The 26531-nt window shown below is 59.7% G+C and carries 26 protein-coding genes and 1 pseudogene; 13 read left to right on the forward strand and 14 right to left on the reverse strand.

What is annotated here, in order from left to right:
- Positions 1-19 precede the first annotated feature (19 nt).
- The 9 genes from V6Z53_RS18060 to V6Z53_RS18100 all read left to right on the forward strand — a co-directional run bounded on the left by V6Z53_RS18060 (position 20) and on the right by V6Z53_RS18100 (position 9229).
- A complete protein-coding gene (locus tag V6Z53_RS18060) occupies positions 20-967 on the forward strand; it encodes a LysR family transcriptional regulator (RefSeq protein ID WP_338580968.1) in 948 nt (315 codons plus the stop codon).
- A 47-nt stretch (positions 968-1014) separates the two neighbouring features.
- Entirely contained in the window at positions 1015-2334 is a 1320-nt protein-coding gene (locus tag V6Z53_RS18065; RefSeq protein ID WP_338580970.1) for an MFS transporter, read from the forward strand.
- Positions 2335-2504: 170 nt separating this feature from the next.
- Positions 2505-3797: an OprD family porin gene (locus V6Z53_RS18070; protein WP_338586515.1), complete on the forward strand. Its 1293-nt coding sequence runs from the start codon at positions 2505-2507 to the stop codon at positions 3795-3797.
- A gap of 65 nt (positions 3798-3862) precedes the next feature.
- Entirely contained in the window at positions 3863-4489 is a 627-nt protein-coding gene (locus V6Z53_RS18075; RefSeq protein WP_338580971.1) for a TetR/AcrR family transcriptional regulator, read from the forward strand.
- A 184-nt stretch (positions 4490-4673) separates the two neighbouring features.
- Positions 4674-5639 (forward strand): amino acid ABC transporter permease, encoded by a 966-nt coding sequence (locus V6Z53_RS18080; RefSeq protein WP_338580972.1) that lies wholly within the window; start codon positions 4674-4676, stop codon positions 5637-5639.
- A gap of 15 nt (positions 5640-5654) precedes the next feature.
- Entirely contained in the window at positions 5655-6425 is a 771-nt protein-coding gene (locus V6Z53_RS18085; RefSeq protein WP_338580973.1) for an amino acid ABC transporter ATP-binding protein, read from the forward strand.
- A 68-nt stretch (positions 6426-6493) separates the two neighbouring features.
- Positions 6494-7333: a transporter substrate-binding domain-containing protein gene (locus V6Z53_RS18090; RefSeq protein WP_338580974.1), complete on the forward strand. Its 840-nt coding sequence runs from the start codon at positions 6494-6496 to the stop codon at positions 7331-7333.
- A 90-nt stretch (positions 7334-7423) separates the two neighbouring features.
- On the forward strand, positions 7424-8731 hold the full coding sequence (locus V6Z53_RS18095; protein ID WP_338580975.1) for an FAD-binding oxidoreductase: 1308 nt from the start codon (positions 7424-7426) through the stop codon (positions 8729-8731).
- 27 nt (positions 8732-8758) lie between these two features.
- On the forward strand, positions 8759-9229 hold the full coding sequence (locus tag V6Z53_RS18100) for an Lrp/AsnC family transcriptional regulator (RefSeq protein WP_338580976.1): 471 nt from the start codon (positions 8759-8761) through the stop codon (positions 9227-9229).
- A gap of 25 nt (positions 9230-9254) precedes the next feature.
- Here V6Z53_RS18100 and V6Z53_RS18105 read toward each other — a convergent pair whose 3' ends face one another.
- The 5 genes from V6Z53_RS18105 to V6Z53_RS18125 form a co-directional block, all read right to left on the reverse strand.
- Complete coding sequence (locus V6Z53_RS18105) at positions 9255-9530, reverse strand: type II toxin-antitoxin system RelE/ParE family toxin (RefSeq protein ID WP_338580977.1); 276 nt, start codon at positions 9528-9530, stop codon at positions 9255-9257.
- Entirely contained in the window at positions 9530-9802 is a 273-nt protein-coding gene (locus tag V6Z53_RS18110; protein ID WP_338580978.1) for a ribbon-helix-helix domain-containing protein, read from the reverse strand. Before V6Z53_RS18110 ends, V6Z53_RS18105 begins: the two co-directional genes overlap by 1 nt.
- Before the next feature lie 125 nt (positions 9803-9927).
- The gene (gene aspT, locus V6Z53_RS18115; RefSeq protein WP_338580979.1) at positions 9928-11619 is read right to left on the reverse strand and encodes an aspartate-alanine antiporter; all 1692 of its coding nucleotides are present in this window, start codon (positions 11617-11619) and stop codon (positions 9928-9930) included.
- A gap of 24 nt (positions 11620-11643) precedes the next feature.
- Positions 11644-13257 carry a mechanosensitive ion channel domain-containing protein gene (locus V6Z53_RS18120; protein ID WP_338580980.1) on the reverse strand — a complete coding sequence of 538 codons (1614 nt, stop codon included), beginning with the start codon at positions 13255-13257 and terminating at the stop codon, positions 11644-11646.
- A gap of 144 nt (positions 13258-13401) precedes the next feature.
- Positions 13402-14418, reverse strand: a complete 1017-nt coding sequence (locus V6Z53_RS18125) for a succinylglutamate desuccinylase/aspartoacylase family protein (protein ID WP_338580981.1) — start codon at positions 14416-14418, stop codon at positions 13402-13404.
- A 218-nt stretch (positions 14419-14636) separates the two neighbouring features.
- On the opposite strand from V6Z53_RS18125, the pseudogene V6Z53_RS18130 reads away from it, so the two are divergent.
- Positions 14637-15065, forward strand: a pseudogene (locus tag V6Z53_RS18130) (TetR family transcriptional regulator C-terminal domain-containing protein); the annotation flags it as partial.
- On the opposite strand, the gene V6Z53_RS18135 reads toward V6Z53_RS18130, so the two are convergent.
- The 5 genes from V6Z53_RS18135 to V6Z53_RS18155 all read right to left on the reverse strand — a co-directional run bounded on the left by V6Z53_RS18135 (position 15021) and on the right by V6Z53_RS18155 (position 20393).
- Positions 15021-16025, reverse strand: a complete 1005-nt coding sequence (locus V6Z53_RS18135; RefSeq protein ID WP_338580982.1) for a DMT family transporter — start codon at positions 16023-16025, stop codon at positions 15021-15023. The pseudogene V6Z53_RS18130 and the gene V6Z53_RS18135 sit on opposite strands and share 45 nt — an antisense overlap.
- Positions 16025-16723 (reverse strand): ABC transporter permease subunit, encoded by a 699-nt coding sequence (locus tag V6Z53_RS18140; RefSeq protein WP_338580983.1) that lies wholly within the window; start codon positions 16721-16723, stop codon positions 16025-16027. The genes V6Z53_RS18135 and V6Z53_RS18140 overlap by 1 nt, the downstream gene beginning before the upstream one ends.
- A gap of 18 nt (positions 16724-16741) precedes the next feature.
- Positions 16742-17455, reverse strand: a complete 714-nt coding sequence (locus V6Z53_RS18145; RefSeq protein ID WP_338580984.1) for an ABC transporter permease subunit — start codon at positions 17453-17455, stop codon at positions 16742-16744.
- A 126-nt stretch (positions 17456-17581) separates the two neighbouring features.
- Positions 17582-18364 (reverse strand): transporter substrate-binding domain-containing protein, encoded by a 783-nt coding sequence (locus tag V6Z53_RS18150; protein ID WP_338580985.1) that lies wholly within the window; start codon positions 18362-18364, stop codon positions 17582-17584.
- A 25-nt stretch (positions 18365-18389) separates the two neighbouring features.
- Positions 18390-20393: an aminotransferase class I/II-fold pyridoxal phosphate-dependent enzyme gene (locus V6Z53_RS18155; RefSeq protein WP_338580986.1), complete on the reverse strand. Its 2004-nt coding sequence runs from the start codon at positions 20391-20393 to the stop codon at positions 18390-18392.
- A gap of 239 nt (positions 20394-20632) precedes the next feature.
- Between V6Z53_RS18155 and V6Z53_RS18160 the strand changes: the two genes are divergently transcribed.
- The 3 genes from V6Z53_RS18160 to V6Z53_RS18170 are packed head-to-tail and all read left to right on the forward strand — an operon-like array spanning position 20633 to position 24324.
- The gene (locus V6Z53_RS18160; protein WP_338580987.1) at positions 20633-22171 is read left to right on the forward strand and encodes a TolC family protein; all 1539 of its coding nucleotides are present in this window, start codon (positions 20633-20635) and stop codon (positions 22169-22171) included.
- Positions 22164-23300 (forward strand): HlyD family secretion protein, encoded by a 1137-nt coding sequence (locus tag V6Z53_RS18165; protein WP_338580988.1) that lies wholly within the window; start codon positions 22164-22166, stop codon positions 23298-23300. The genes V6Z53_RS18160 and V6Z53_RS18165 overlap by 8 nt, the downstream gene beginning before the upstream one ends.
- A complete protein-coding gene (locus tag V6Z53_RS18170) occupies positions 23290-24324 on the forward strand; it encodes a DUF2955 domain-containing protein (protein WP_338580989.1) in 1035 nt (344 codons plus the stop codon). The genes V6Z53_RS18165 and V6Z53_RS18170 overlap by 11 nt, the downstream gene beginning before the upstream one ends.
- A gap of 145 nt (positions 24325-24469) precedes the next feature.
- Here V6Z53_RS18170 and V6Z53_RS18175 read toward each other — a convergent pair whose 3' ends face one another.
- From V6Z53_RS18175 to V6Z53_RS18190, 4 genes are read right to left on the reverse strand one after another with little or no spacing between them, the layout of a single operon-like run.
- The gene (locus V6Z53_RS18175; RefSeq protein WP_338580990.1) at positions 24470-24925 is read right to left on the reverse strand and encodes a hypothetical protein; all 456 of its coding nucleotides are present in this window, start codon (positions 24923-24925) and stop codon (positions 24470-24472) included.
- 44 nt (positions 24926-24969) lie between these two features.
- On the reverse strand, positions 24970-25317 hold the full coding sequence (locus tag V6Z53_RS18180; protein WP_338580991.1) for a Rieske 2Fe-2S domain-containing protein: 348 nt from the start codon (positions 25315-25317) through the stop codon (positions 24970-24972).
- 2 nt (positions 25318-25319) lie between these two features.
- Positions 25320-25631 carry a YciI family protein gene (locus tag V6Z53_RS18185; protein WP_338580993.1) on the reverse strand — a complete coding sequence of 104 codons (312 nt, stop codon included), beginning with the start codon at positions 25629-25631 and terminating at the stop codon, positions 25320-25322.
- Between the two features lie 3 nt (positions 25632-25634).
- Positions 25635-26507 (reverse strand): dioxygenase, encoded by an 873-nt coding sequence (locus V6Z53_RS18190; protein ID WP_338580995.1) that lies wholly within the window; start codon positions 26505-26507, stop codon positions 25635-25637.
- Positions 26508-26531: the final 24 nt, after the last annotated feature.

Below are 26531 nucleotides of genomic sequence, written 5' to 3' on the forward strand. Positions count from 1 at the left end.
GGGTTGCAGGAGGTTCGCTATGGAATTCCGTCAACTCAAATACTTTGTCGCCGTTGCCGATGCAGGCAGCCTGTCAGCGGCTGCCCGCAAAGTGCTGATTGCTCAATCGGCGTTAAGCAAGCAGATGAGTGCTCTTGAGGCCGAGTTGGGTGTGACGCTGTTCCATCGCGGCAACAGCGGCATCTCCATCAATGAAGCAGGCCAGGTGTTTTACGAGTACGCCTTGGGCATCCTAAAGCAAATGCGCGATGCCAAGGCAGCGGTTCTGCCGGGGCATGGTGTGTTGACGGGTTCTATCGTGGTGGCGTTGCCACAGAGCGTGTCGCCGATCGTTGCTCTGCCGCTGTTGCAGGCTGTAGGCCGGACCTACCCTCAGGTGGAGTTGCAACTGAACGAAGAGTTGACCGGCAATCTGGTCGACCAGTTGATCCGGGGCAGCGTCGATATCGCGCTGTTCACGCCAACGGGATTGCCGGCGGAAGTGAGCTTCACGCCACTGATCGAAGAAGACCTCTATCTGATACATCGCGCCAATGACCCGGAGGCGCCGTTGCCCGGCGAGGTGACGTTGAGCCAAGGCGTGGCGCGCCCGCTGGTCTTTCCCAGCAAGGCCCACAGTCACAGCACCCGTGCCATCGTCGACCAGGCGCTGGAACAGCAAAAGCGCTCGCCAGCCGCAGTGGCCATGGAAGTCAACTCGGTCTACATCCTCAAAAGCGCCGTCGAGGCTGGCATCGGACCGACGATCATGCCGCTCAACCTGGTGGTGCGCGAGGTCGCCGAAGGTCGTCTGGTGGCCCACCCGTTTGCGGCGCCCGGTGTGTTTCGCACACTGGGTATCTGCACCTGCGGGACGCGACCGGCCAGCAACTTGCGTACCTTGATCGCGCAGTTGATCACCCAGGTCGTGCACGACATGTGCCGTTCAGGCGAATGGCCTTCCACACGGTTACTGCCGCCCCCCTGAATACCCGTTTCATCTTCGCTTCGACAACAACAATAAAGAGGCTAACCATGAACCAACCTCCACTCCCAACGGGCGTGATGCCTGACCACGCCTTGAAATCGGCCTACCGAAAGACGGCCTGGCGAATTATTCCGCTACTGATCGCCTGTTATCTGGTGGCTTATCTGGATCGGGTCAATGTCGGTTTCGCCAAGTTACAGATGCTCGACGACTTGAAATTCAGTGAAGCCGTTTATGGCTTGGGCGCGGGTATTTTCTTCCTCGGTTATCTGATTTTCGAAATTCCCAGCAACATCGCCCTGCACCGCTTCGGCGCTCGTCGCTGGATTGCCCGGATCATGGTCAGCTGGGGTTTTCTGTCGGCGGCAATGATGTTCATCGAGACGCCGTTGGCCTTCTATGCGTTGAGGCTGCTGATCGGTATCGCCGAGGCGGGATTCTTTCCCGGCATTATCTTCTACCTCACCACCTGGTTCCCCAGCCATCGCCGCGGGGTGATGACTGCGATGTTCATCATGGCCCTGCCCGTCTCCAGCATGTTCGGCGCGGTTATCTCCGGTCTGATCCTGCAGCACTTCAACGGCGTCGCCGGTTATGCGGGATGGCAATGGCTGTTTGTCATTGAGGGGCTGCCAGCAGTGGCGTTGGGGGCTGCGGTGTTCTTCCTGCTGCGCGACAGAATCGCTGATGCTCACTGGCTGACGCCTGAAGAGCGCCAGGGCATGCAGGCCGCCATCGACCGTGAGGCGTCGCAAAAACAGAGCCATCGCCTGCGCGACGGTTTGCTCAACCCGCAGATCTGGCTGCTCGGCGCCGTGTACTTCTGCCTGGTGCTGGGCCAATACGTGATCAGCTTCTGGTTGCCCACCATCATCCGCAACAGCGGCGTGCAACAACCGGCGGTGATCGGTGTACTGAGTGCCATTCCCTATGCGGCAGCCGCTATCGCAATGGTCCTGGTGGGGCGCAGTTCGGATCGGCATGGAGAGTACCGGTGGCATTTGGCGATTTGCGCCGGCATTGGCGCGCTGGGTATCGCCTTCGGCACTTACTTCGGGGACAACCTGTTACTGGGCATGATCGGCCTGACCATAGGCACGGCCGCGATGGTCAGCAGCCTGCCGGTTTTCTGGGGCATGCCCAGCGCCGTGGTCGGCGGTGCCGCCGCAGCGACTGGCGTGGCGTTGATCAATTCATTAGGCAACATTGCCGGCTTCTTCAGCACGATTGTGGTGGGTTGGCTGACCCAAGTAACCGGCACCACCCACGCAGCCATGTACATCATGGCTGCGATATTGGTCGTCGGTGGCGGGCTCGGCCTGCTGGTGTACCGCCTGCGCCCTACCCCTGCCGCCCAGGCAGCTTGATGCACTGACACCGTAACCAGCTGAGTCCCGGCAACGCCCTGATGAAACTTACAGGGCGCGGCTGAACTCGCCTGGAAAAAACCTGCGTGGCTAAAAAACAACAATAAAAACAACAGGAGCAAATAACAGTGACGAAAGTCTTCCCGGTAAAACCGGCATTACTGTCGACCATGGGCTGCTTATTGGCCGGGCCCGCCCCTGCGTATGCAGACTTCATTGCGGACGGCCACGGAGCCCTGAACGTGCGCAATTTCTACTTCAACAACGATTATAGAAATCAGCCAGGCCCCCAGGGACAGAGCAAAATACGCGAATGGGGCAATGGCTTCATGCTGGATCTCAAGTCGGGCTATACCGATGGCGCCTTAGGCTTCGGCCTGGATGTACTGGGTACTTTGGGCGTACGTCTGGACGGCGGAGCGGGCAATCATCGGGGCAGCTCGATGTTTCCCGACAACAGCGACGGCACGGCAGTCGATGAGTTCAGCCGGCTTGGCGTTGCCGTCAAAGCGAAACTGTCAAACACCGAACTCAGGGTCGGGACGCTACTACCCAAGCTGCCGATCCTGATTTCCAATGACGGCAGACTGCTCCCGCAAACATTTGAAGGTGCAATGCTCACCTCCAAAGCCCTCGACAACCTGACGCTGGTGGGTGGACGCATCAACAAAGCCACCGGGCGCGCTTCAACTAACGATGCCGGATTGGCCGTTTCTGGAGGACGACGTGAAAGCAATGATTTTTCCTTCGCCGGCGCAGACTATCAATTCAACAAACAGCTGCTCTTACAGTACTACCACGCCAAACTCGAAAATTATTACGATCAAGACTTTCTCGGCTTGACGCACACGTTCCCGATTATCGAAGGGCAAACATTCAAGACGGATTTACGCTACTTCCGAACTCGGGCGGAGGGTAAAAACGACAGTCCCCAGGGGCGCGCCGCCGGCTACACACTCAGCGGCTATGGCGACACGCCGGGCCGTATCGATAACGACACGTGGGCCGCGATGCTCACTTACAACGTGGGCGGCCATTCGTTGATGGGGGGCTATCAACGGGTTTCCTCCGGCAGCAACTTCACTCAATTGAACCAGGCAAGCACCGGTGAAGGTGCCGCCGGCGCCAGTACCTATCTGCCTACGGATCGCTTCGTCTCAAGCTTTCTGCGGGCGGGAGAAGATACCGCGTTCGGCATGTATGCCTACAACTTCGTGGCGTCTGGATTGCCCGGCCTTACTGCATCCATTGGCTATTACCATGGCACGCACATTAAACAATCCGGTGCTGCTGATGCCCGGGAATGGGAGCGCGACATCATTGTTGATTACGTCATTCAAAGCGGCAGTTTTCAGGGGTTGGGCCTGGGCCTTAGAAACGCAACGCTTCGAAGCGGAGTACCGAGTGACGGAGCTCAGGACCAGACTCGACTCGTGATGTCCTACACACTTGCCTTGTTTTGAATTCGAACCCGACAACAGCTTCCTGACTTCTTCCCGGCCACGCTCGTGGCCGGGCAACGGTAATCATGATGACTAAAACGACAAGCACGCCGTCCACGCACGTCGCCGTGTCCAGGTTAGAGGCTATCCGCAGTGTTGCGCTGCGCATGTTCGTCACTGAGGGCTACCAGTCCGTGAGCCTGCGTCAACTCGCCGAGCAGGCTGGCATTCAAGCGGGTTCGCTGTATCACCACATCGAAAGTAAACAATGCCTGCTGTTCGATTTCATTGAAGAACATGAATATCGCCTGCTCAACTGCGTCAGCAAACCTCCCCTCGCCCCGTTGGACCCAAGGTCTGCACTAGGGCACTACCTCGGCGCTTACTTGCGATGTTCCCTGGCACGGCGCGATGAGCACCTATTGGCCATGCGCGAGCATTGCTGCCTGGAGCCCGCTCAACAGGCAAGAATCCAAGGATTACGCGACAAACAGACGCAGATTTTGAAAGAGATCATCCGATCGGGTATGGCGCGAAGGCACTTCCAGGTGGATGACCTTGATATCGCGGTGGCTACTGTACGGGCCATGCTCGATGGCGCGGTGTTCGGGCCAGTCGGCAACGACTGCCGGGCCGAAGTACTCATCAAGACTTTGCAGCAGATGGTGCTTCGGTCACTGCTCAGTGTGGATGCCGAGCCGCACAGGTTTTGAGTGAGGAATGGCACTAACCAGATGGAAGAATTGACGGTACGTTTTTGGCAGATGTAGGGATCGCACCCACTGATATGCCAGAAGATACTGATATTTCCAGCACTCTGCAGGGTCCCGCCCGGCATTTCGCACACCCATAATTGGCCTACAACAACAAAGGGGCTCACCCTGAGGTACGTAGGCCATGTACAAAGACCATATCGTCAAGGCTCGCATGACTGACAGCGCCCTGTTCATGGGAGCGGTCGCGGCGGTCATTTTCATCATCACGCTTATCTGCGGTGTGGGTGAAGGTCGACTGTCCAATTTGATGGGGCCAATCGTTCTGGACTTGAAAGCACCTCTGGCGCGTGACATCGCGGTTGGGGGCACCTTCACCATCACGGTTGTACTGAACCTGTTCATCCTTGGCCGGTTTCCCTTGCGGGCGCAGATCATCACGGTCTGGTGCGAATTGCTGGTGCTGTTCCTTTTATTCTTCGACACCTTCAATCTTTCCTACAGCTTCATCGCGACCAAAGTGGGCTTCATGATTACCCAAGGGGTTTTCACCACCGTCTATGTGTCCGCGATTTCCATTGCCATTGCATTCGTCCTGGCATTGTTGGGTGCGACAGCCCGTTTATCTTCCAACGGTTTCGCCATTGCCATCGCCAGCTTCTACACCTCGTTTTTTCGCGGTGTTCCGCTACTCATCCAGATCTATCTCATCTACCTGGGCATTCCTCAACTCGGCTACGTGGTCGGTGCCGTGCCGGCAGGGATTCTGGCGCTATCGCTGTGCTATGGCGCCTATATGACGGAGATCTTCCGTGGCGGGATCAGCAGCATCTCCCGCGGTCAGTGGGAAGCCTCTCGGGCGATTGGCCTGAATCCCTTTCAAACGATGACTCGCGTCATTCTCCCGCAGTCCATGCGCCTGATCATTCCGCCAACGGGTAACCAGTTCATTTCGATGCTCAAGGACAGCTCGCTGGTGTCCGTGATCGGCGTCTGGGAGTTGATGTTCCTGGCGCGGACACAAGGACGCGCCGAGTTCCGTCACCTGGAAATGCTCATCACCGCAGCCGTGCTTTATTGGCTGCTGTCGATCGTGCTGGAAACCGTTCAGTCGCGCCTGGAAAAACACTTCAATCGCGCCCACCGCTGAATCAGGAGCATTACGATGAATCAGCCGTCAGCTTCAGCAGTCATTGCCCCGTACCCCGCCATATCGATTCACGAGATGCATAAATGGTATGGCGATTTTCATGTGCTCAAGGGCATCGACCTGCACATTTCAAGCGGCGAAATAGTGGTCGTGTGCGGCCCCTCGGGTTCCGGAAAGTCGACACTGATTCGCTGCCTGAATCTGCTGGAAGACTTCCAGAAAGGTAAGGTCTTCATCGACGGAATCGAGTTGACCCGCCACGCCGCCTGCGTCGCGAGCATACGGCGCCAGGTCGGCATGGTGTTTCAGCAGTTCAACCTGTTTCCACACATGACCGTGCTGGAAAACCTCATGCTGGGACCGCGCCTTGTCAGCAAGCTCAGCGAATCCGAGGCTCGCGAACTGGCCTGTGAATACCTTGATCGAGTACGGATCGGCAACCAGGCGGATAAATACCCCAGCCAGCTCTCGGGCGGCCAGCAGCAACGCGTTGCAATCGCCCGCGCCCTTTGCATGCGACCGCGCGTCATGCTGTTCGACGAACCCACCTCGGCGCTCGACCCTGAAATGGTCAAGGAAGTGCTGGACGTGATGGGTGAACTGGCCCAGGACGGCATCACGATGGTGTGTGTCACCCACGAGATGGGTTTCGCCCGGCGGGTTGCTGACCGAGTCATCTTCATGGATGAGGGTTGCATCCTCGAACAAGCCAAGCCCACTGAGTTTTTTGAAAACCCACAGCATGAACGTACCCGGGAATTCCTTTCACAGATTCTCAGCCACTGAGAAGCATCGCCACGAAGTCATCGACAAAAACAAAAAAAATCGCACTCAAGATACCTGGAGGCTTACTCATGATCTCGATCACACGCATCTTCACTGCAGCCGCTATCGCCACCGCCGTCACGATCACCACAGGCGCCGCCTGGGCGGGTTCGACGCTCGACCGCATCCATGAAACCAAGGTGATCAAAGTGGCCACCGCGGCAAACTGGCCACCGCAATCGTTCCTGGGCCCGGACAATAAACTGCAAGGGTTTGATATTGATGTCGCCACCGAAATCGGCCGGCGCCTGGGTAGCAAAGTCGACTTCGTGACACCCGAATACGGAATCATCACCGCCGGACGCTGGTCGAGTCGCTGGGACTTGTCGGTCGGTTCCATGACGCCAACCACCGAGCGCGCCCGCGTCCTCGATTTCCCCGCGATTTATTACTACACGCCCTATGTGTTCGCAGTGCACAAGGATGCCGCCGGGACTCAGGCGGCGGACCTCAACGACAAGACTATCGGCGTCGAAGCGGGCACCACATCGGAAGACTATATCAATCATCGGCTCAAGATCGACGCCCCCGATGTGCCAGCGTTTACCTACGATGTCACCGCTGGCGAGGTGAAGACTTATGGCGACAGCATGGGCCCTCTCGATGATTTGCGCATGGGCAACGGCGTCAGACTGAATGCCACCTTGTCCGCGCTGCCAACCGTTGTGGCAGCAGTCAAAAACGGCTATCCCATCGTCAGAGTGGAAGGCAAACCCGCTTACTACGAACCGTTGGCCATCGCCGTGGATAAAGGTGATGAGGCGTTCAACAGCGCGCTGACCAAGACCGTTGCCGACATGAAAGCCGATGGCACGCTCAAGAAACTTTCTGAAAAGTGGTACGGCGCCGATCTCACCGCAGTGCAATAAAGCCCAGGTGCAATAAACCCAAGCATGGCAGGCGCCCGTTTTCAACGTGGCGCACTGCATGTCTGCGCCCGAAAAAGGACAACGGACTTCATGTACACCTATAACAACAACTACTACACCGCCACGATGAACGACACTTCTCAGCGCCCAGCGCTGTCAGGCAGTGTCCAGGCCGATGTATGCATCATCGGCGCAGGTCTGGCGGGGCTGAGCACTGCATGGGAATTGGTGTCGCGAGGTCAGTCGGTCGTGCTGCTTGAGGCAGGTCGCGTTGCCTGGGGAGCATCGGGTCGTAACGGCGGCTTCGTGCTTCAGGGCTGGTCCGAAGGCCTGTCATCCATCGAGCGACGTTGCGGAAAACCAACTGCTGCCGCGCTGTTCAAACTGTCGCTCGAAGGCGTCGACACGGTTCGCGAGATGATCGCCCGCTACCAGCTGCCTGGCTGCGCGCCAACACCTGGAAAATTGAGCGTGGTGCGATACGAGGATGGCGATAATCTCAAGCGCATGCGCGACAAGATGGCGACGGATTTCGACTTCCACCTCGACTATCTGGATCGCCAGGCCGTACGTGACAAGCTCAAGACCGACAGGTATTTCCAGGCGCTTCGGGATAATCATGGATTTCACTTCCACCCCTTGAACTATTGCCTGGGCGTTGCCCAGCTTATCGAGCGCATCGGCGGCAAGATCCATGAACACTCACCCATGGTTCGGGTTGAGAGTCGTGATGGGCGCCATCGGGTACTCACTGATCAGGGCACGGTCGATTGCGCTAATGTGGTGTATTGCTGCGGCGGCTATGGTGGTCCTGAGTTCGGAAAGTTACGCCGCGCATTTCTGCCAATCGCAACCTACGCGGTACTGACCGAACATTTGGGCGAACGTCTGGCAGATGCGGTGGGCACCACCGATGCCGTCGGCGATAACCGCCGAGCCTCGGACTATTATCGAATTGTCGATGGTGACCGTCTGCTTTGGGGCGGTCGTATCACCACCCGAAACCTGCAGGATGAAAAGCGTCTGGGGCAGTTGCTGACCGACGATATTCTCGACGTGTATCCGCAATTGCGGGGCATCAAGATCGAAAAAGCCTGGTCCGGGCTGATGGGCTACGCAAGGCACAAAATGCCGCACATCGGCCCGCTCGGGAAGGGGCTATGGGCGTGTACATCATTTGGTGGCCATGGTATGAACACCGCCCCTATCGGCGGACGCGTCATTGCCGAAGCCATTTGCGGCGAGACTGATCGCTACCGTCTGTTCGATGCCTACGGTCTTGAATGGAATGGCGGCCCTCTCGGCCCGGCTGCGGCGCAGACGGTGTATGCCGGCCTGAAGATGATGGACATGTTTCAGGAGGCGTGCTCTCAACGCAGGGCGACGCATAAAAATTGAATCCGAGCGAAATCGAAGGACGTGTTGATGGATACGCAGAACCCGGGGCCACTGTTTAACCTGACCGAAAAGGACCGGCAGTTGCTCGGCCTCTTGCAGGCCAACGCGCGCGAGCCCACGGCGTCCCTGGCACGGAAACTCGAGGTCTCACGCTCTTCGGTACAAGAGCGGATCACCCGCCTGGAAAAGGCCGGCGTCATCACCGGATACAGCGTACGCATCGACCAGAACAGACTGCAGCAGACCATCAACTGCTTCACCATGACTTCCTGCACCAACAAGAGCTACACCGATGTCATGACCTCTCTTCGCAAGATGGAGTCGGTGCAGGCCGTGTATGCGGTCTCGGGCGAGTCCGACTTCATCATTCATCTCGCCACGCCGACCCTGAGCGAACTCAACGCCGAACTCACCAGGATCAACATGATCAAGGGCGTGGCGCACACCGCCTCCCATATTGTGATGGAAACCAAGTTCAGTCGGAAGTTGACGGTGTAGAGCGCTGCTTGTTGCCCAGGAGTTTTTATCGATTTTCGCGTGTATGCCAAAGGCGTAACAGATAGATGGTCGAGTTCTGAATTTCATAGCGCAGTTCGTAGTGGCCAATGAATATTCGGCGCACATCACGTGGATCAAACTCTTCCAAGCGCTCGCCAATGCGTGGGTTGGTTAGTAACGCATCGGGAGTATTCGTGAGTTGTTGAACCGTATGGATCGCAGCAGACTGGTTCACGGTGGCGAGAAATTCGTACAAACGGGTGAGATCGGAGAGCGCCTTGCTGGTCCACTTCAACTCCATTAGCGAGGCTCCGGAAGTGGGGAGTCAGTGCCGAGGCTGTCAGCCCATGCCTGAACAGCCTGATGATCAATCACACGACCGGCGTCCACATCTGCCAAAGCTTCACGGGTCAAACGATTGCGCTCTTCTTCCTGATCTATCCAGGCAGATAGCGCCTGCTTGACGATCCAGTTCTTGGAGCGCTCAAGACGCTCTGCGATTTCATCAATTTTTTCGGCCAGGTCTACAGGTACGTGAGCTGTTACAGAGCGGGTTTTGACGGTGGTAGCCATGTTAATTACTCCAAAGCTGCGAAGTGCGGCTGGACTTGAGTTTAATCGTAATGCCTGAGAATCAATCAGATTAAATCACAAATAATCACGTCAAACCGCCACTGGCGATGTGCGGTAAATCTCAGCTACCCCGCCACCACAAAAATGATAATCGGCCCACACACCGCCAGCAGCACATTGGAAATCGCATAACACACGGTAAAGCCAATCACCGGCGTGTTGCTGCCGGACTGTTCAATGATTTTGTTCATCGAAGCGGCTTCGGTCTGTGCGCCGGCCAGGGCGCCGAACAGGATCATCGGGTGCAGGCGCAGTACGTAGCGGCCGAAGTACAGCGCCACCAGCGGCGGCAAGATGGTCACCACGGCGCCAGATAACAACAGCGCCAGACCTTGCTCCTTCATGGCCGCGAACGCCGCCGGCCCGGCCAGCAACCCCACTACCGCGCCGAACGCGGTCAAGCCAAACTCGGAGAACGCCCATTGCGCTGCCGGTGGCAATGCGCCGATTTCAGGGTGCCGTGAGTTGTACCAACCGATCACCAGTGCGGCGACCAGCACGCCGCCACCAATGCCCAGTTCCACCGGGATCATCCCGATGTGCGTAGACAGCAACCCCAACAATGAGCCCAATACCATCCCCAGCGTGTGCACGGCGATGTCGCTTTTGTAGTTGTTTTCACGAATCCGCCCCAGGCGTTTAGCCAGGGCCTCGACGCTGGCGGTGCGGCCGGTCAGGGTCAGTACGTCGCCCCGGCGCAACACGGTATTGGGCAGCAGCGGCAGTTCGTAACCCTGGCGGGTGATGGTGTTGATGAAGCAGCCCAGGCGCCGGGTATTTTCCAGGCGGGATTTGGCCTGTTTGATGGTCTTGCCGGCGAATTCCGGCGAGGTCAGGACGAGGTCGACCTGACGGGTCGGAAACGACAGCGATTCAATATGATCGATTTCCGGCCCCACCCACTGCGAGAGTGGGCCGACCGCTTCGCGCAAGGCGTAGACGCCAATGATGTCGCCGGCCTTGAGGGTGAACCCTTCATCGCGCTCGATGATTTGGCCGGCGCGCACCACCCGCTCGACCGTCAGCGACTCGTGCTGGCTTTCGAGATCGGTAATCCGCAGGCCATCCGCCGGCCCATTGGCCGCCACTTGATGCGCGCGCACGACAATGCGCGTGTACGGCACGGTGATCGCCTCTTCTTCCTTGGCGATCCCCAACTCAAGTTCCAGTTCCCGGGCCGACGCCTTGAGGTCCACCCCCAGCAGCTTCGGGGCAATGCTGCCGACGAAGACAATCAGGCCAATGGTGCCGAACAGGTAGGTAATCGCGTAGGCAATCGCCATATGGCTATTGAGTTCGGCTTTGGCGGCGGTGTCGATCGCCAGTTGATTGATCGCACTGGTGGCGGTGCCCATGATCGCCGTGTCGGTCAGCGCCCCGGCGCCAAGGCCGGCGGTGAAGCCGGCGTCAAAGTCGAAAATCGCATTCATCAGCAGGATCGAGCCCAGCGCCGTCGCGCACAACACCACCGACAACAGCACCAGTTTCAGCGTGCCGCGATTAAGGCTGCCGAAAAACTCCGGGCCACTCTTGAAGCCGACCGCGTAGATGAACATCACAAAAAACACTGACTTCAATCCGGTCGGCACTTCCAGGCCGATCTGACCGATCAGCAGCCCCATCAACAATGCCCCGGCAACCGAGCCGAGATGAAAGCTGCCAATGTGGATGCGACCGATGAAAACGCCCAGCGCAATGGCCAGGAACACCGCGATTTCCGGGTCGGACCGCAAGGCATGGAGCAGAAACTCGAGCATGGTGCGGTCTCCCTTTCAGTGCGTTCAAAGATCCTTCGGTTCTTGCGCTGGCGCTGTGTACCACTTGTCCCTGGGCACCCGTTTCTCTTCGTTCGGATCACCCAAATAGTGCGGCGACATGATCTGCACGCCGTACTCGTTGAACACGTCCTGGATGTTGGCGTGCAGCATGCTCAGCAGCACGGCGCGCGGCCGAGGCTGGCTTGGAATGGCCTGGGCCACGAGACGATACTCAGGGTAAAAGTCCGACAGCGCGGTCTGGAACACCTGGGCTGGCGGCACTTCGAGAATACCCGGCGTGCGTTGGGCAGCTTCCAGCAGCATCGCTTCCACTTGCCGCCATGGCGTGTCGTAGCCGATGGTCACCACGGTGTCGACCACATAGCCGGGGCCTTGCACCGTGCGGGAATAGTTTTTGGTGACCGTGCCGGTAATCATTGAATTGGGCAGGGTCAGCACTTCCCCGAGACCGGTGCGAATGCTGGTGGTGAACATGCCGAGTTCGGTGACCGTGCCTTCATAGTCGCCAATGCGCACAAATTCGCCGGGGCGCAGGGTTCGGGTGTAAGTCAGGATCAGGCCCGCCGCTGCCTGACCGACCACACTGGTGGCCCCGAGGGAGATCATCAGGCCGATCAACACCGACAACCCCTTGAACGCGTCGGTGCCCGCGCCAGGCAGATAGGGATAGGCCATGGCCAACGCAAACAACCAGATCGCCAGCGAGGTCAGGCGTTGGGTCGGTTGCAGGGTTTCATGGTTCAGCCAGCTCAGGGTGCCTGGCATGGCCATCCGCCGCAGGATCCGGCGGGTAAACGCCGTGGCGCCCCGGGCAATGAAGAAAATTGCTACCGCAACGCCCAAACCCGGTATTGCACCGACAATGCCCTGAAGCAGATAACCGGCGACCTCCATCAGATAGTTGTTCAGGCTCTCGCCCCAAGGCCGGGTATAGGGAAAACGCGAAAGGACAAACCCCAGCCATTCGTAGGTGAGCAGCAAAACGACCAGCCAGCGCAGCAGCCCCAGCAAGCGACTGACCAGCGGATACAGGTAATTGGCGTCGATCACCTGCACCCGCCCTACTTTCAGCGCCTGGGTGTGCCGATGCATCAAGTCAGGCAGTTTCTTCAGCAAGCGGCGACGCAGATACGCCATGCCCCAGAGCAACGCAATGTAGATACCCGTGGCCAGCGCCGCAGCGCCCAGTGACCGGAGAATCAGGCGCAGACTGCGCGCTTCCTGGGTTTCGGCTACCACTTGACGCAACTTGTCGGCCGCGCTCTCGGCCGCCTGCTGGACCGATTCGAATTCAGTGGCATCGACATCTTTAGGGGAAACGATAAAGGCGCGCTTCGAGCCCAACAGCACCAGATAACTGTTTTGAATGGAATCAAGGCTGACTCGCAGATCATCCGCATCATCCAGTGCTTCATTAATCGCCGTTTTCGCGCGTTTGACTCGCACCTCCGGCGCTTCACCGAGTAATGCGGCGCGGAAAACCATGATGCTGCGATTGGCGATTTTCAGTTCAGCGGACGGTTGCTCAACCGGTGCGGGGGCGTCCTCCGCGAACAGAAGAACTGACCAGAACATCCCGAAAACAGTAAAAATTACAGCGAGCAACCTGCTCAGCATGCGTCAGTTCCTTAGGTCACAAATTCAGGTCCAGGGTACGTAACGCAGCGTAGTTCAGCGATGAGCGGTTGTCAGATTTGCGCAACTGGCACTCGCACGAAGTGCCAGTTTGAAGCAGCAGGTCACTGGGTTAACGGCGAATATCTAGTTCGGGTCCAGCAACCCACCGCTCCAATTACTCGACACACGACTGCCGGTAAATTTCGCCACCACCATACCCTGAGAGATCAGTCGATCGCGATAGCGGGTTACCATGCGCCCGGTCTGCTCGGCCACCAGCACCACCTCTGAAGACGGATCACCGGGGCGGCGCAGAATCCGCGCAAAGCGCTGGCCCTCCTCGACGATGTCGCCCAACTCTTTTTCAAAGATCAGTACGCCGGGTTGTGGCGCGAGAATCGTCTCCATCTGCGCCATGTCCTTGACCTCGACGGGCCAGTCGCCGGGTAAGACTGCGTCATCGATGATCCCGTAACCACACAGCCAGGCATACAGTCCTTCGGCATCCTGTTCGGCGTAGCGGTCGCTGACGTCGCCCTGCCCGCGCAGTTCCAGAGTCGCGGCCATGCGTCCTTGCGTCGTACCTTCACGCAGCCACGGGGCAATGATGGTTTCCTCGAAAGAGCCGTCGCCGCCGTCATCCCAGATAATCGCCACGTCCATTTTCATCGCAGCCGCCAGTTCGCGGCCACGGGGCCAGAAGCTGCGGTGCACGTAGATGTAGGGCAGCGCTTCGTCATCGGTGTGCAGGTCGAGCATCACGTCCGCCGGAGCCCCCAGTTGCACCAGTTTCTTTTGCCATTCCTGGACATTGGTAGACGGTTGCGTCATCGCCGCCGACTGATCAAAGCCACGGTTGAAGTTATGCCCGGTGGCATCGTGAAAACGTCCTAGGATCCGCCCTTGGCGAAACTGGCCGATACCCAGTGGATTGGCCTGTGGCACCACGGTGACAGTGCCCTTGAGTCGGCCTTCGGACTCGGCCACCGCAAGGCGTTGCATCAACAGATGCAGTACCAGCATCCCGGCGATTTCATCGGCATGCACGCCGGCCTGCAAATGCACCTTCGGCCCAGTACTGGCGCCTTCGAATCGCCAGGCACCGACCTGCACCGCGCCGCCATTGTTGTTGCGAACCTCGAACGAAATATCCTGCGCCATACGCTTGTCCTCCCGTCATGAACGTTAATAACCGCACCGCCGAGACTGGTGATTGAACACACGTTCAACTAAGCTCGCCAGCGTGGACCACCGCCAAGGAATTCTTTGTGACCACCATCGCCCCGAAAAACCGCCGCGCCGAAGCCGATGAACGCCGCGAACTGCTGGTTGCTGCCACCCTGCGCTGCCTGGTCCGCGATGGCCACGCCGGGATTTCCGTGCGGCGCATCGCCACCGAGGCCGGCGTGTCCGTTGGCCTGCTCAATCACCATTTCGGCAGCATCGATGCGTTGATTGCCGACACCTACCAGAAGCTTGCCAGCGAACTCACCACTGCCCTGCTCCACGAAATCCGTCAGGTCGGCACACCGGCAGAAAAAATGGACGCCTTTCTGGTCGGTTCTTTTTCACCGCGAGTCATGGACCCCAAACTGCTCGGTGCCTGGGTGGTGTTCTGGAGCCTGATCCGCCACTCCGAACACGTCAGCCAGTCCCACGAAAAAAGCTACGGCGCTTACCTCGACCTGCTGCGCCAGTTGCTCGATGAACTGGCGACCAGTGAAGGTTTCGTGATCCACGACACTCGCCTCGCCGCCATCGGTCTATCGGCGATGCTCGACGGTCTCTGGATCGAGTGGTGCCTCAACCCCGACACTTTCAGCCCCGCCAACGGGCTCCATATCTGCCGCTGCTGGATAAAGGGACTGCGACACGGAGCATTCAGCGCCGACGACGTCCTGTGACGAGTGCCGACCGAAAATCATCGCCAGGGTGCCGCTGACCGCGATCAGGCCAGCGCCGATCATCAGCGAGACATCCATCAATGTGCCCCAGATCAGGCTCGACAGCAGGAACGCCCAGATCAGCCCGGTGTATTCGAACGGCGCCAGCACCGTCGCAGTGGCGCGCTGGAAACTGGCGAACAACAGGAACTGACCGATACCGCCCATCAACCCCGCGCCGAGCATGCCCAACCAGTCCGGCATCGGTGCCGGCGTGTGGGTCCAGGGCAACGCCACCGCCATGCAAATGACGAACACCACGTTGGTGATCAGCATCTGCTCGAGCACCGAGGTCTGGTCATCGACCTGGCGTAGCTGGATGTAGGTGAACGCCCAGCACATCGCCGCCAGCAACGTCAGGACAATCGGCACAGGATTGGCCAGATTGTTCGGACGGCAAGCAATCACCACCCCGACAAAACCGATAATCAGGGTGAACCACTGCCAACCGGTGACGCGCTCCTTGAGAATCGCGGTCGCCAGCACCGTGACCATGATCGGTGCCGAGAAATACAGGGTGGTCATTTCCGCCAGGGTCAGGTCCCGGGCTGCCGTGTAGTACAGCAGCCACGCGGCGATCGACAACAACCCTCGCACCACCAGCAAGCGCCGACTGGACGAACGCCAGGCACGCTGCACCAGTTGCAAACGCCCGATCAGCAAACAGGCGACCGCCACCACCAGGGCGCGCCAGAACAGAATGGTGAACACCGAATAATCGGCCACCAGCCACTTGATGCCGGCGTCCTGCAAGGACAGGAACGCGTAGCCCAAGGTGCACAGGCCTATGCCTTGTAACGAGCGGTCGACTATTGGCTTGTTCATCATGCGGACCTGCGTACCGGTGTGCCCCGGCGTTCGAAAAAGGCAAACATCGCCTCGATGAGGAACGTCAGGCAAACGTAGACACCGGCCACCAACAGCAACGGTTCATACACTTGCAGGGTCTGCGCGCGCACCACGTTGGCCGCGCCCAGCAGGTCAATCACCGCAATGGTCGAAGCCAGCGCCGTGGATTTGAGCAGCATCACGGTTTCCCCGGCCAGGGTCGGCAACAGCAGGCGCAGTGCCCGGGGCAACCGCACACGCAGCAGGGCCTGGCGCGGGGTCATGCCGAACGCCGAGGCCGCTTCCATTTCGCCTTTGGGCACTGCCAGCAGGCCACCGCGAATCACTTCGCCGACGTACGCGCCCACCGACACCACCAGCGCGAAGACGATGTACCAGTAACCATCGCGCAGATACGGCCAGAGGAAACTGCCGCGAATCAACGGGAACTGCGCAAACAGGCTGCCCAGGCCGTAGTAGAAAATGTAGATCTGGATCAGCAACGGTGTGCCGCGAGTCACGCTGGTATAGAACAGGCTGACCTTGGCGATCACTTTGTTTTTCGAGATCCGCGCCAGCGCCACCAGCACCGCCAGCACAAAACCGAACACACTGGAAATCAACAGGATGGCGATGGTCGTTTGCAGCCCCCGGACCAACAGCGCCCCGTATTCAACTATCCACGCTGGAATCATTTCATTCTCTCTGCCGGTTCAGTCAACAAGAGGCATCCAGCGACGAATGCGTCGCTCCAACCGTCCCGAAAGGTAGTTGGACACCAGCGTCACCGCGTAATACAGCGCCGCAGCCGTGAGGTAGAACAACAGATAGTGACGCGTCGACCCCGCCGCTTGCTTGGCGGTGTACAACAGTTCATTGGTACCGACCACACTGATCAGCGCGCTGTCCTTGATCAGGTTGATCCACAGGTTGGACATCCCCGCTATTGCATAGGGCGCCATGATCGGCAGCGTGACGCGACGGAACAGACCGAAACCGTGCAGGCCGAACGCCTTGCCCGCCTCGATCTGGCCATAGGGAATCGCCTGGATGGCCGCGCGGAAAATCTCCGACGCATAAGCGCCTTGCACCAGTCCCAATACCACGATCGCCGCCAGCGGGCCGCTGACGTTGATCACCTCGTAACCGAGCGAGGTCATCAGCGAATTCAGCAGCATGGAACCCACGTAAAACAGCAGCAGGATCAGCAACAGTTCCGGAACCGCCCGAAACAACGTGGTGTAGCCACGGGCCAATGCCGCAATCGGTTTCGGCGCGCCCAACTTGAGGCAAGCCACCACCAAACCGATGGCCAGCCCGAGAACAAAGGCCCCGGCCGAAATCTGCAGGGTCATCCAGAGTCCCTTGAGCAGCGCCCCACCCCATCCTTGTTCGGTGAAATTGATCAAATCGAACATTGCTGGCATTTCAGTCTCCAAAAGCACCGCCGGCCCCTGTAGGAGCAAGGCTTGCCCGCGATGGGGCCCTTGAGGCTGTCAAAAGCATCGCGGGCAAGCCTTGCTCCTACAGGGATTTGTGTTTGGATTTGAGGATCAGAACGTCGGCTTCACGCTCGTGCCGAAGTAGCTCTGCGACAGATCGTCATAGTCCTTGCTCGCCAGCAGTTCCTTGATCGCCTTGTCGAGCTTGGCCTTGAGCTCGGTGTCGTCCTTGCGCATGCCGGCGCCTACGCCTTTGCCGAAGATCGGGTCGTACGGCACCGCGCCGAGGTAAGCCAGGTCTTTCGCATCCGGGGTCTTGACGAAGGCCGCCATGGCGGTGCCGTCGGCCATCATCAGGTCGATACGACCGGCAATCAGGTCGGCGTTGGCCGAGTCCTGGGTGTCGTAGTACTTAACGTCGGCGATTTTTTCGTAATAGGTCTTCAGGTAGCTGGCGCTCACGGTCGAGTTCTGCACGCCGATGGTCTTGCCCTTGAGGTCATCCGGGTACTTCTTCACGGAGGCATCTTTAGGGCCGACGATGGCGATCACCGAGTCGTAGTAGGCCTTGCTGAAGGCGATCTGTTTTTCCCGCTCTTCGGTCACCGACATCGAGGAGAAAATCACGTCGATCTTCTTCGCCAGCAGCGACGGAATGATCCCGTCCCACGCCACTTCCTTGATCTCGCACTCGGCTTTCATTTCGCTGCACAGCTTGTGGATCAGGTCGACTTCAAAGCCCTTCCATTCACCGTTGGCCTGTTTCTCGGTGTACGGCGGATAGGGTTCGGCCGCGACCGCGAAACGGATCGGCTGTGCCTGTGCCGCGCTCATGCCGGCCAGAAATACGCAGGCGGCGCCGGTTATCCAGTGTGCAAAACGTCGATTTCCCATGTTGTTTTCCCGTCTTTTTATGGTGTTAGCGAGTTTGATGAGCGTTGACGAATTGTCGGCAACGCTCGCTGCGTGGGTGTACGAACACTTCGTCCGGCGAACCGGTTTCCTCGATCAGGCCTTGATGCAGGAAGGCGACTTTGGAAGAGACATCGCGTGCGAAAGCCATTTCATGAGTCACCAGGATCATGGTCCGGCCTTCTTCGGCGAGAGAGCGGATCACCCGCAGCACTTCCCCGACGAGTTCCGGGTCGAGTGCCGAGGTGGGTTCATCGAACAGCATGACCTTGGGCCGCATGGCCAGGGCCCGGGCAATGGCCACCCGTTGCTGCTGTCCCCCGGAGAGAAACGCCGGGTACTCGTTGCGCTTGGCCGCCAGCCCGACGCGTTCAAGCAAGGCTTCGGCCCGTTCAGTGGCTTCCGCTTTGCTCTCGCGCAGGACCTGGGTCGGCGCTTCGATGAGGTTTTCCAGCACCGTGCGATGGGGCCAGAGGTTGAAGTTCTGGAACACCATGCCCAGGCTTGAGCGGATGCGTACCAGTTGCTTGGCGTCGGACACCAGCGGCGCGCCGGGGCGGGTGTGGTTGAGGTGAATGCTTTCGCCATCCACCAGAATGCGCCCCTGATCCGGCACTTCGAGCATGTTGATGCAGCGCAGCAAAGTACTTTTGCCCGAGCCGCTGGCGCCGATCAGTGAGATCACCTCGCCTTCGCGGGCCGTCAACGACACGCCCTTGAGCACCTCGATATTGCCGAAGCTTTTGTGCAGCTTCTCGACTTCAATCATGGTTCGGGCGGCGGTCGGCAGAACCAGGGTTTCGGTGGCCACGCTGGTGATCACCGGCCGTGGCGCTTCCCCGTTCAACACCAGGACAAAAGCACGAATACGCCGACAAGCTTCGGTCAGTCGCTCTTCACCCAACGTGAAGGACAGGCGCACAAAGCCTTGCGCCGGCTCACCGAAAGCGGCGGCATCCAGCACCGACACCCGCGCCTCGCGCAGCAGGCGCCAGGCAAATTCCAGCGACGTCAGACCGGTGCCGCGCACGTCCACCAGCACGAACATGCCGGCGTCGGGTTTGAGCACCGATATACCGGGGCAATCAGTCAGCCCCGCCACCACCAGATCGCGGCGGCGGCGGTAGATGTCACGCATGCCGTGGGTGACTTCGTCGTGAGACTGCACCGCCTTCAACGCGGCTTCCATACAAAACCCCGGCAAGCCGTAGAGCATGCTCAGCACCAGGGTTTCGGCATGGGCGACCAGCGCGGGATTGGCGACGATCCAGCCAATCCGCCAACCGGTCATGGCATGGGATTTCGACAGACTGCCAATCACCACGCAGCGCTCGGCCATGCCCGGCAATGCCGCCAAGCTCACGTGGTCACGCTCGAACGTCAGGCTTTCATAGACCTCGTCCACCACCACCCACAAGTCATGGGCGATGGCGAGTTCGGCGATGGCTTGCAGCTCTTCGCGGTTGAGCACCACGCCGGTGGGATTGTTCGGGTTGGAGAGGAAAATCGCCCGGGTCCGCGGCGTGATGGCCTTGGCCAGCACCGCCGCATCGACACGGAAATCATCGTCCGCAGAGCACGGCACCCGCACCAGCGTGGCGCCGGAAGCCTTGAGCGTTGCTTCGTAGGTCACGTACATCGGGTCGAGGGCAATCACTTCGTCACCGGCGCTGAGCAGGCACATCGAAGCGACGAACAAGGCGTTCTGCGCGCCCGCCACGGTAATCACGTTTTCAGCTTGCAGTTCGCGACTGAACAACTTGCCGTAGCGCGCCGCAATGGCTTCGCGCAGGGCCAGGCGGCCAGCAATTTCGGTGTAGTGAGTGTCACCTTCGCGCAGCGCATGGATGGCGGCATCGGTGATGAAGTCGGGAGTGGGGAAATCCGGGTCGCCGACACTGAGAATGATCACATCCTCGCCCCGGCGGCGCGCTTCGAATGCCGCGTAATGAATATCCCAGGCGGCTACGCCTTGACCTGAGATCCGCTCAACAAAGGGTGAAAACCGCATGCCAGTGCCTCGTTCAGAAAGAAGAAACGCAAGCCCGCAACCAGCCGGGAGAGAAGGTGGAACGAACATAGTCCAAGCTGAACACTCGTTCAACAGAAACCTGATCAGTGTTCGTGTTCAGCGCAAACAGGTCGTTTTTACGACAGTCGCGGCGTTTTTGCGCTGCGGCTCGTTCCAACCGACCGGCAGCCATTCCGGCGTCTATGCTGCTGGGATGTCCTTGGTCGGGAAAACGGGCGATGCATCCAGGTACAAGCCAGCTGCTGCTGTTTGTCGTGCTTGCCATCGGCGGTTGCGTGCGGTTGGGCCCGGACTTCCAGCCGCCCGGCGAAGCGTGGGTCGATCACTGGAACACCCCCGAGCTCGACCGCGCCAGCCAACGGGCACTGCAACCGGACATTCGCCAATGGTGGCAAATATTTGCTGACCCGACGCTGAACCAACTGATCGCTGAATCGGATGCCCACAACTCCAGCCTGAAAATCGCCGGTTTGCGGGTGATGGAGGCTCGGGCGCAGTTGGGCATTGCCCAGAGCGGCCTCTATCCGCAACTGCAACAGGTCAGCGTCGACAGCCTGTACGTCAACCGTCGGCAATACGGCGGCAACAACCCGATCGACAGCCATTTCTGGCAGCACAGCGCCGGGTTCGATGTCGGTTGGGAACTGGATTTCTGGGGACGCTTCAGCCGCGCCATCGAGTCGTCCGACGCCAGCTATTTCGCCGCCGAGGCCAACTATGACGACGCACTGGTCCTGTTGCGGGCACAGGTTGCCGACACCTACTTTTCCCTGCGCACCACCGAAGCACGCTTGCGGGTAGCCCGGGAAAACGCCCGCCAGCAACAACGCAATTACGAGATCACCGAAAAACTGTTCAACAGCGGCCAGACCGCCGAACTCGATCTGCAACAAGCCAAGACCCAATACCTGGGCACTTTGAGCACGATCCCGCTTCTGGAAGACCAGATCGGCCGTATCCGCAATGCGCTGGCGGTGTTGATCGGCCGCCCGCCCGGAGCGCTGCCGATGATGGCCGAGAACACCGGACTGATTCCGCTGGTGGACCGCGCCGTGCTGCAAGATGTCCCGGCCAACCTGCTGCTGCGCCGCCCCGACGTGCGCGCCGCCGAACTGAATGTCGCCGCGCAGTCCGCGCTGATCGGTGTCGCTGAAACCGATTTCTACCCGTCGTTGACGTTGCTGGGCAGCATCGTCTGGTCGGGCGACACCCTCAGCGGCACGTCCCGCAGCCTCGATCTGATCGGCGGCCCGAGCCTGCGCTGGAACGTGTTTGACTATGGCCGGATCAGCAACAACGTGCGCGTGCAGGACGCCCGTTTGCAGCAGTTGATCGAGGCTTACCGTGACAAGGTTCGCCAGGCCGCGCGCGAAGCCGACGATGCCGCCAATGGCGTGACCCGTTCGTTGCAGCGCGAACGCATTCTGCGCGAGGCCGAAGGTGCGGCGAAACGCTCACTGGAACTGGCCAACGCGCTATATCGCGAGGGCTACTCGGACTTCCAGCGGGTGCTTGATGCGCAACGCGCGCTGCTCGAACTCCAGGACAGTTACCTGGTCAGCCGTGGCGACGCGGTGAGCAACATGATTGCGCTGTACAAGGCCCTCGGCGGCGGTTGGTACAGCGCCCAGCCGAAAGTCGATTCCGCTACGCGCCGGCAAATGGAACAACGCACCGATTGGGGCGACCTGCTGGCCGAGCCCCCTGCCGCGCAACCCGCCTCCCCTTTGCCCAAACCGGTAAACAACCATGACTGAAGCCGTCCCTCCCAGCTCTGACGCCGCGCCGCCACCCGCGGAGCCCGCTGCTGATCCGACGAAAATAGGCATCAAATGGGTGCTGCTGCTGATCGTGCTCAGCCTGGCGTGGTATCTGCTGGCCGACCGATTCACGCCTTATACGCAGCAGGCACGGGTCAGCGCGTTTGTGATTCCGGTGGCGGCTGAAGTCGCCGGTCGAGTGGTCCGGGTCAACGTGCGCAACAATCAAGACGTCAAGGCCGGGGAAGTGATTTTCGAGATCGACCCGCAGCCGTACCAGATCGCCGTCGACCGCGCCCGTGCGGACCTCGAATCCACCCGTCGGCAGATCGGCGCCAGCACCGCCGGCATCGCTTCTGCCCAGGCAAACTTGCGTGCGGCTCAAGCCAATGAACTCAAGGCCCGTCAGGACAATATGCGGCTTGAGGGTTTGTATCGCGAAGACCCCGGAACCATTTCCGTGCGCCTGCTGGAAGTGTCCCGCGCCAACCGCGAAGCCGCCGTCAGCAAGGTCGCGGCGGCCCGCGCAGAAGTGCAGCGCGCCAAGGAAACGGAAGGCGGCAACGAGGAAGACAACGCCCAGTTGCGCAGTGCCGCGACGGCGCTGTCGAAGGCTGAACTGGATCTTTCCAATACGCAGATCCGCGCCCGCTCGGCCGGTCTGATCACTGATCTGCGCACTGACGTCGGCCAGTTCGCGGCGGCCGGTAACCCGGTGATGACCCTGATCGCGATCCATGATGTGTGGATCAGCGCCGACATGACTGAAAACAACCTCGGCCTGGTCAAGACCGAAACCCCGGTGTCCATTGTCCTGGACGCCCTGCCCGGCGAAGTGTTCGAGGGTCGCGTGCGCAGCATCGGCTACGGGGTCAGCGTCGGTCAGCCCGCCGCGCCCGGCAGCTTGCCGACCGTGCAGAACAGCCGCGACTGGCTGCGCCCGGCCCAGCGTTTTCCGGTGATCATCGAATTTTCCGCCGAGTCACTGGCCATGCTGCGCGACAACCGCGCGATCCGTGCCGGTGGTCAGGCCGAAGTCATGGCGTTCCCCAGCGAAGGCAATCTGTTGAACCCGCTTGGCCATGTGTTTCTGCGGCTGATGAGCTGGCTGTCGTATGTTTACTAAGCAGCAGCGCACACCCAGGGTTCAGCGCGCCCTGCGCCTGGCGACGGGCACGGCAATCTGTCTGGCGGTGAGTTTTGGCCTGGCCTTGCCGATTCCGTTTCTGGCTCCGGTGCTGTGTGCATTGTTGCTGGCCTCGGCCAATCGTCCGCTGCCGTTCAAAGCCGCGGTGATCCTGGCGCTCGCCGCCATGCTGACCACCGGCACTGGCCTGTTGCTGATTCCGCTGCTGCGTCACTACCCCAACAGCGGCGTGATGTTGATCGGTGTGGGGCTGTTTCTGGTGTTTCGATTCGGCCTGCGTGGTGGCAGCAACCTGATCGTCACGTTTCTGGTGATCGGCCTGACCATGATCTCTTCGGCGGGTGTGGCTGATTTTGGCCTGGCGGTGATGGTCATCAAGGCCATGGTTGCGGGGCTGATCCTGGCGGTGGTGGTCGGGATGTTCAGTCATTGGTTGTTTCCCGAACCGGCCAATGCCCCGCCGCCGCCCGCCGCGCCGGTTTTTCCCGCGAGCGAAGTCGACCGGGTGGCATTGCGTGCCACCTTGATCGTGATTCCGGCCTTCCTGCTGGCGCTGATCGATCCGGCCAGTTACCTGCCCATCGTGCTCAAGGCCGTCAACCTTGGGCAGCAGAGTGAGACGACTAGCGCACGCAATGCCGCACGGGAGCTGATCGGCTCAACCCTTCTCGGCGGCCTGCTGGCGTTCCTGTTCTGGAATGCGCTGAGCCTGTTTGTGCATTTGTGGATGTTCTTTTTATGGATGCTGCTGTTTTCCCTGTTCCTGGCACGCCGGATGTACGGCCTGAAGCCAACCCGATTCAGCCCGGGATTCTGGCTCAACAGCCTGATGACCCTGATCATCCTGTTGGGCCAGTCGGTGCAGGACAGTGTCGCGGGCAAGGACGTGCAAACCGCGTTCGCCGTACGCATGACACTGTTCATCGGCGTGACGCTGTATGCATGCCTGATGGTGCATTTGCTCGATCAGCGGCAAGTCAGCCAAGTGCAGAAGGTCCGTTGACCAGCGATGTACGCTCGATAACCTGTGGCGAGGGAGCTTGCTCCCGCTGGACTGCATAGCAGTCCCTCTTTATTTGGGGCCGCTTCGCGACCCAGCGGGAGCAAGCTCCCTCGCCACAGAGTCAACTTAGCGCCTGGTTCTTGATTCAGGGATTGACCTGATAACCCTTGCCTTGCAGGCAACTGGTGTACGCCGTCGAAGTGTTCGCGGTGTTGGTTTTTTCCTGTGCGCGGCGTTCCTGACGCTGGCGCGAGCCGCCTACTACAGCACCCGCTGCGGCGGTTTGCTTGGCGCGGTCCTGGCGATAATCCTGCTTGTTGTCGTCGTCGACGCGATCATAAAACTCATCGTGCTGACGCCCTCGTACCTGGGCCGCCGTGGCCCCGGCGACAGCGCCCGCCGCGGCGCCTTTGACCCGCCCGCCAGAAGGTGTCGAGGATGTCGACGCCGTTTGACTGGCCGCAATGCTGTTGCACTCGCTGATATCCGTCTGGGTCTGTTGCGAACTCTGGCCCTTCATCGGCACCACCGTTTGTGCCCAACCCTGGGCACTGAAAACCGACAATACGACGCACAGGCCGATGGGCGACAACCTATTCATGATGACCTCCGTAATGAGCGTGGTTCACCCTGAAAGATTGTAGTTCACCCCTCCTCCCGGACCTCCATAACCAGACTATTTCCGACCCAACGCACTGGCACCGATTCCAGCTGCGCGCCTTTGCACGGGCCGTCGATGCAGTGTCCGTCGTCGAAACGAAACATCGCGCTGTGGTGCGCGCACATCAGCACCTTGCCGCGATAGGTGCAGAACTCCTGCGGACGAAAGTCCAATGGCACCGAAAAGTGCGGACAACGGTTGATGTAGACCCACACCTGCCGGTCTTGGCGCACCGCAACAAGACCGGCGGGATGCAGTTGCTGGTGTTGCGGCAAGCCGAGGGCGCCGCCGTCGGCGATGTCGTCCAGTTGGCACAACGTGATGGTGGTCATGCTCAGCCACGCAATTCCGGGTTGCCGAGGCTCCAGTGCCACGGACGGATCTGCACGCTCGCAAACAACCCGGCCTGCACATACGGATCGTCCTGAACGAACGCCTCCACTTCCGGCAGGCTGTGTGCCTCGATCACCAGCAATGTGCCGTTCATCGCTGAACCGGCCTCATCGAGGGTTGGGCCGCCGAAGCGCACGACCACCCGATGGCTCTCGGTTGCACGCAGATGCGCTTGATGGCTGGGCCGCAAACGCTGACGCAACGCCAGCGAATCCGGGTGATCGGTGGCAAATACCGCAAAAAACTGGCCCATGGTTCACTCGGTTTCCATGACAAATTCGTAACACGCACGCTTGAACGGCAGTTCCATACCCAATTTGGCAGACACATCGTCGTGGCTGACCCGGTCTTCGTAGATCACCTGCAACGACTGTTTCACACCAAACACCGCATCGGACGCCAGATACGGGTCATCGTGATTGAACAGGTGCGTGACCAGTTTGCGATAGCCGGGCACTTCAATCATGAAATGCAGGTGCGCAGGCCGCCACGCATGACGGTTGGCCGCATCGAGCATGCGCCCCACCGGACCATCGGTCGGTATCGGGTAGGCCACCGGGACAATCGTGCGAATCGCAAAACAACCGTCGGCGTCGGTGCGATAGTGACCGCGCAAGTTGCCGAACGGCTGCTCGGTGTCCTGGCCGGAATACATGCCGTTCTCGGCAGTCTGCCAGACATCGAGCACCGCACCGGCCAAGGCATTGCCGTGAACATCGACCACCCGTCCACGCACCAGCGCCGTTTCGCCCGGGGTGAAGGCCATGTTTTCGCCGAACGCCCGATCAGGCATGCCGTCGATGTAGAACGGCCCGAACACCGTGGTTTCAGTCGCCGTTGCGCTGTGCCGATGGTTGATCGCATCCACCAGCATCGAAACGCCGAGGGTGTCCGACAGCAGAATGAATTCCTGGCGCACCAGGCCATCGCATTTATGCCCGGTCTCGGTCAGGAAGCGTATGCCTTCGAACCATTCCTGCTCGGTCAATTCGACCTCGCTGACAAAGGCGTGCAGATGCCGCGTCAGGCTTTGCATGATCTGCTTGTAACGCGCGTTGGGCGCGTCGTTGAAACTGCTCACGGCTTGCTCGGAAATCAGGGCTTCCGTGGCTTTGTCTTGATCGGTCATTGTTGTTATTCCGATGAAAGTGAA

Source organism: Pseudomonas sp. MAG733B (assembly GCF_036884845.1).
Taxonomy (GTDB): domain Bacteria; phylum Pseudomonadota; class Gammaproteobacteria; order Pseudomonadales; family Pseudomonadaceae; genus Aquipseudomonas.

What these genes read in the sequence shown, in the direction of transcription:
- V6Z53_RS18100 (WP_338580976.1), top strand. Translation starts at nt 8,759, where the DNA reads ATGGATACGCAGAACCCGGGGCCACTGTTTAACCTGACCGAAAAGGAC.
- V6Z53_RS18145 (WP_338580984.1), bottom strand. Translation starts at nt 17,455, where the DNA reads ATGCCAGCAATGTTCGATTTGATCAATTTCACCGAACAAGGATGGGGT.
- V6Z53_RS18110 (WP_338580978.1), bottom strand. Translation starts at nt 9,802, where the DNA reads ATGGCTACCACCGTCAAAACCCGCTCTGTAACAGCTCACGTACCTGTA.
- V6Z53_RS18090 (WP_338580974.1), top strand. Translation starts at nt 6,494, where the DNA reads ATGATCTCGATCACACGCATCTTCACTGCAGCCGCTATCGCCACCGCC.
- V6Z53_RS18155 (WP_338580986.1), bottom strand. Translation starts at nt 20,393, where the DNA reads ATGCGGTTTTCACCCTTTGTTGAGCGGATCTCAGGTCAAGGCGTAGCC.
- V6Z53_RS18075 (WP_338580971.1), top strand. Translation starts at nt 3,863, where the DNA reads ATGATGACTAAAACGACAAGCACGCCGTCCACGCACGTCGCCGTGTCC.
- V6Z53_RS18135 (WP_338580982.1), bottom strand. Translation starts at nt 16,025, where the DNA reads ATGAACAAGCCAATAGTCGACCGCTCGTTACAAGGCATAGGCCTGTGC.
- V6Z53_RS18165 (WP_338580988.1), top strand. Translation starts at nt 22,164, where the DNA reads ATGACTGAAGCCGTCCCTCCCAGCTCTGACGCCGCGCCGCCACCCGCG.
- V6Z53_RS18105 (WP_338580977.1), bottom strand. Translation starts at nt 9,530, where the DNA reads ATGGAGTTGAAGTGGACCAGCAAGGCGCTCTCCGATCTCACCCGTTTG.
- V6Z53_RS18190 (WP_338580995.1), bottom strand. Translation starts at nt 26,507, where the DNA reads ATGACCGATCAAGACAAAGCCACGGAAGCCCTGATTTCCGAGCAAGCC.
- aspT (WP_338580979.1), bottom strand. Translation starts at nt 11,619, where the DNA reads ATGCTCGAGTTTCTGCTCCATGCCTTGCGGTCCGACCCGGAAATCGCG.
- V6Z53_RS18095 (WP_338580975.1), top strand. Translation starts at nt 7,424, where the DNA reads ATGTACACCTATAACAACAACTACTACACCGCCACGATGAACGACACT.
- V6Z53_RS18185 (WP_338580993.1), bottom strand. Translation starts at nt 25,631, where the DNA reads ATGGGCCAGTTTTTTGCGGTATTTGCCACCGATCACCCGGATTCGCTG.
- V6Z53_RS18160 (WP_338580987.1), top strand. Translation starts at nt 20,633, where the DNA reads ATGCATCCAGGTACAAGCCAGCTGCTGCTGTTTGTCGTGCTTGCCATC.
- V6Z53_RS18125 (WP_338580981.1), bottom strand. Translation starts at nt 14,418, where the DNA reads ATGGCGCAGGATATTTCGTTCGAGGTTCGCAACAACAATGGCGGCGCG.
- V6Z53_RS18070 (WP_338586515.1), top strand. Translation starts at nt 2,505, where the DNA reads ATGGGCTGCTTATTGGCCGGGCCCGCCCCTGCGTATGCAGACTTCATT.
- V6Z53_RS18060 (WP_338580968.1), top strand. Translation starts at nt 20, where the DNA reads ATGGAATTCCGTCAACTCAAATACTTTGTCGCCGTTGCCGATGCAGGC.
- V6Z53_RS18175 (WP_338580990.1), bottom strand. Translation starts at nt 24,925, where the DNA reads ATGAATAGGTTGTCGCCCATCGGCCTGTGCGTCGTATTGTCGGTTTTC.
- V6Z53_RS18140 (WP_338580983.1), bottom strand. Translation starts at nt 16,723, where the DNA reads ATGATTCCAGCGTGGATAGTTGAATACGGGGCGCTGTTGGTCCGGGGG.
- V6Z53_RS18120 (WP_338580980.1), bottom strand. Translation starts at nt 13,257, where the DNA reads ATGCTGAGCAGGTTGCTCGCTGTAATTTTTACTGTTTTCGGGATGTTC.
- V6Z53_RS18080 (WP_338580972.1), top strand. Translation starts at nt 4,674, where the DNA reads ATGTACAAAGACCATATCGTCAAGGCTCGCATGACTGACAGCGCCCTG.
- V6Z53_RS18085 (WP_338580973.1), top strand. Translation starts at nt 5,655, where the DNA reads ATGAATCAGCCGTCAGCTTCAGCAGTCATTGCCCCGTACCCCGCCATA.
- V6Z53_RS18180 (WP_338580991.1), bottom strand. Translation starts at nt 25,317, where the DNA reads ATGACCACCATCACGTTGTGCCAACTGGACGACATCGCCGACGGCGGC.
- V6Z53_RS18170 (WP_338580989.1), top strand. Translation starts at nt 23,290, where the DNA reads ATGTTTACTAAGCAGCAGCGCACACCCAGGGTTCAGCGCGCCCTGCGC.
- V6Z53_RS18150 (WP_338580985.1), bottom strand. Translation starts at nt 18,364, where the DNA reads ATGGGAAATCGACGTTTTGCACACTGGATAACCGGCGCCGCCTGCGTA.
- V6Z53_RS18065 (WP_338580970.1), top strand. Translation starts at nt 1,015, where the DNA reads ATGAACCAACCTCCACTCCCAACGGGCGTGATGCCTGACCACGCCTTG.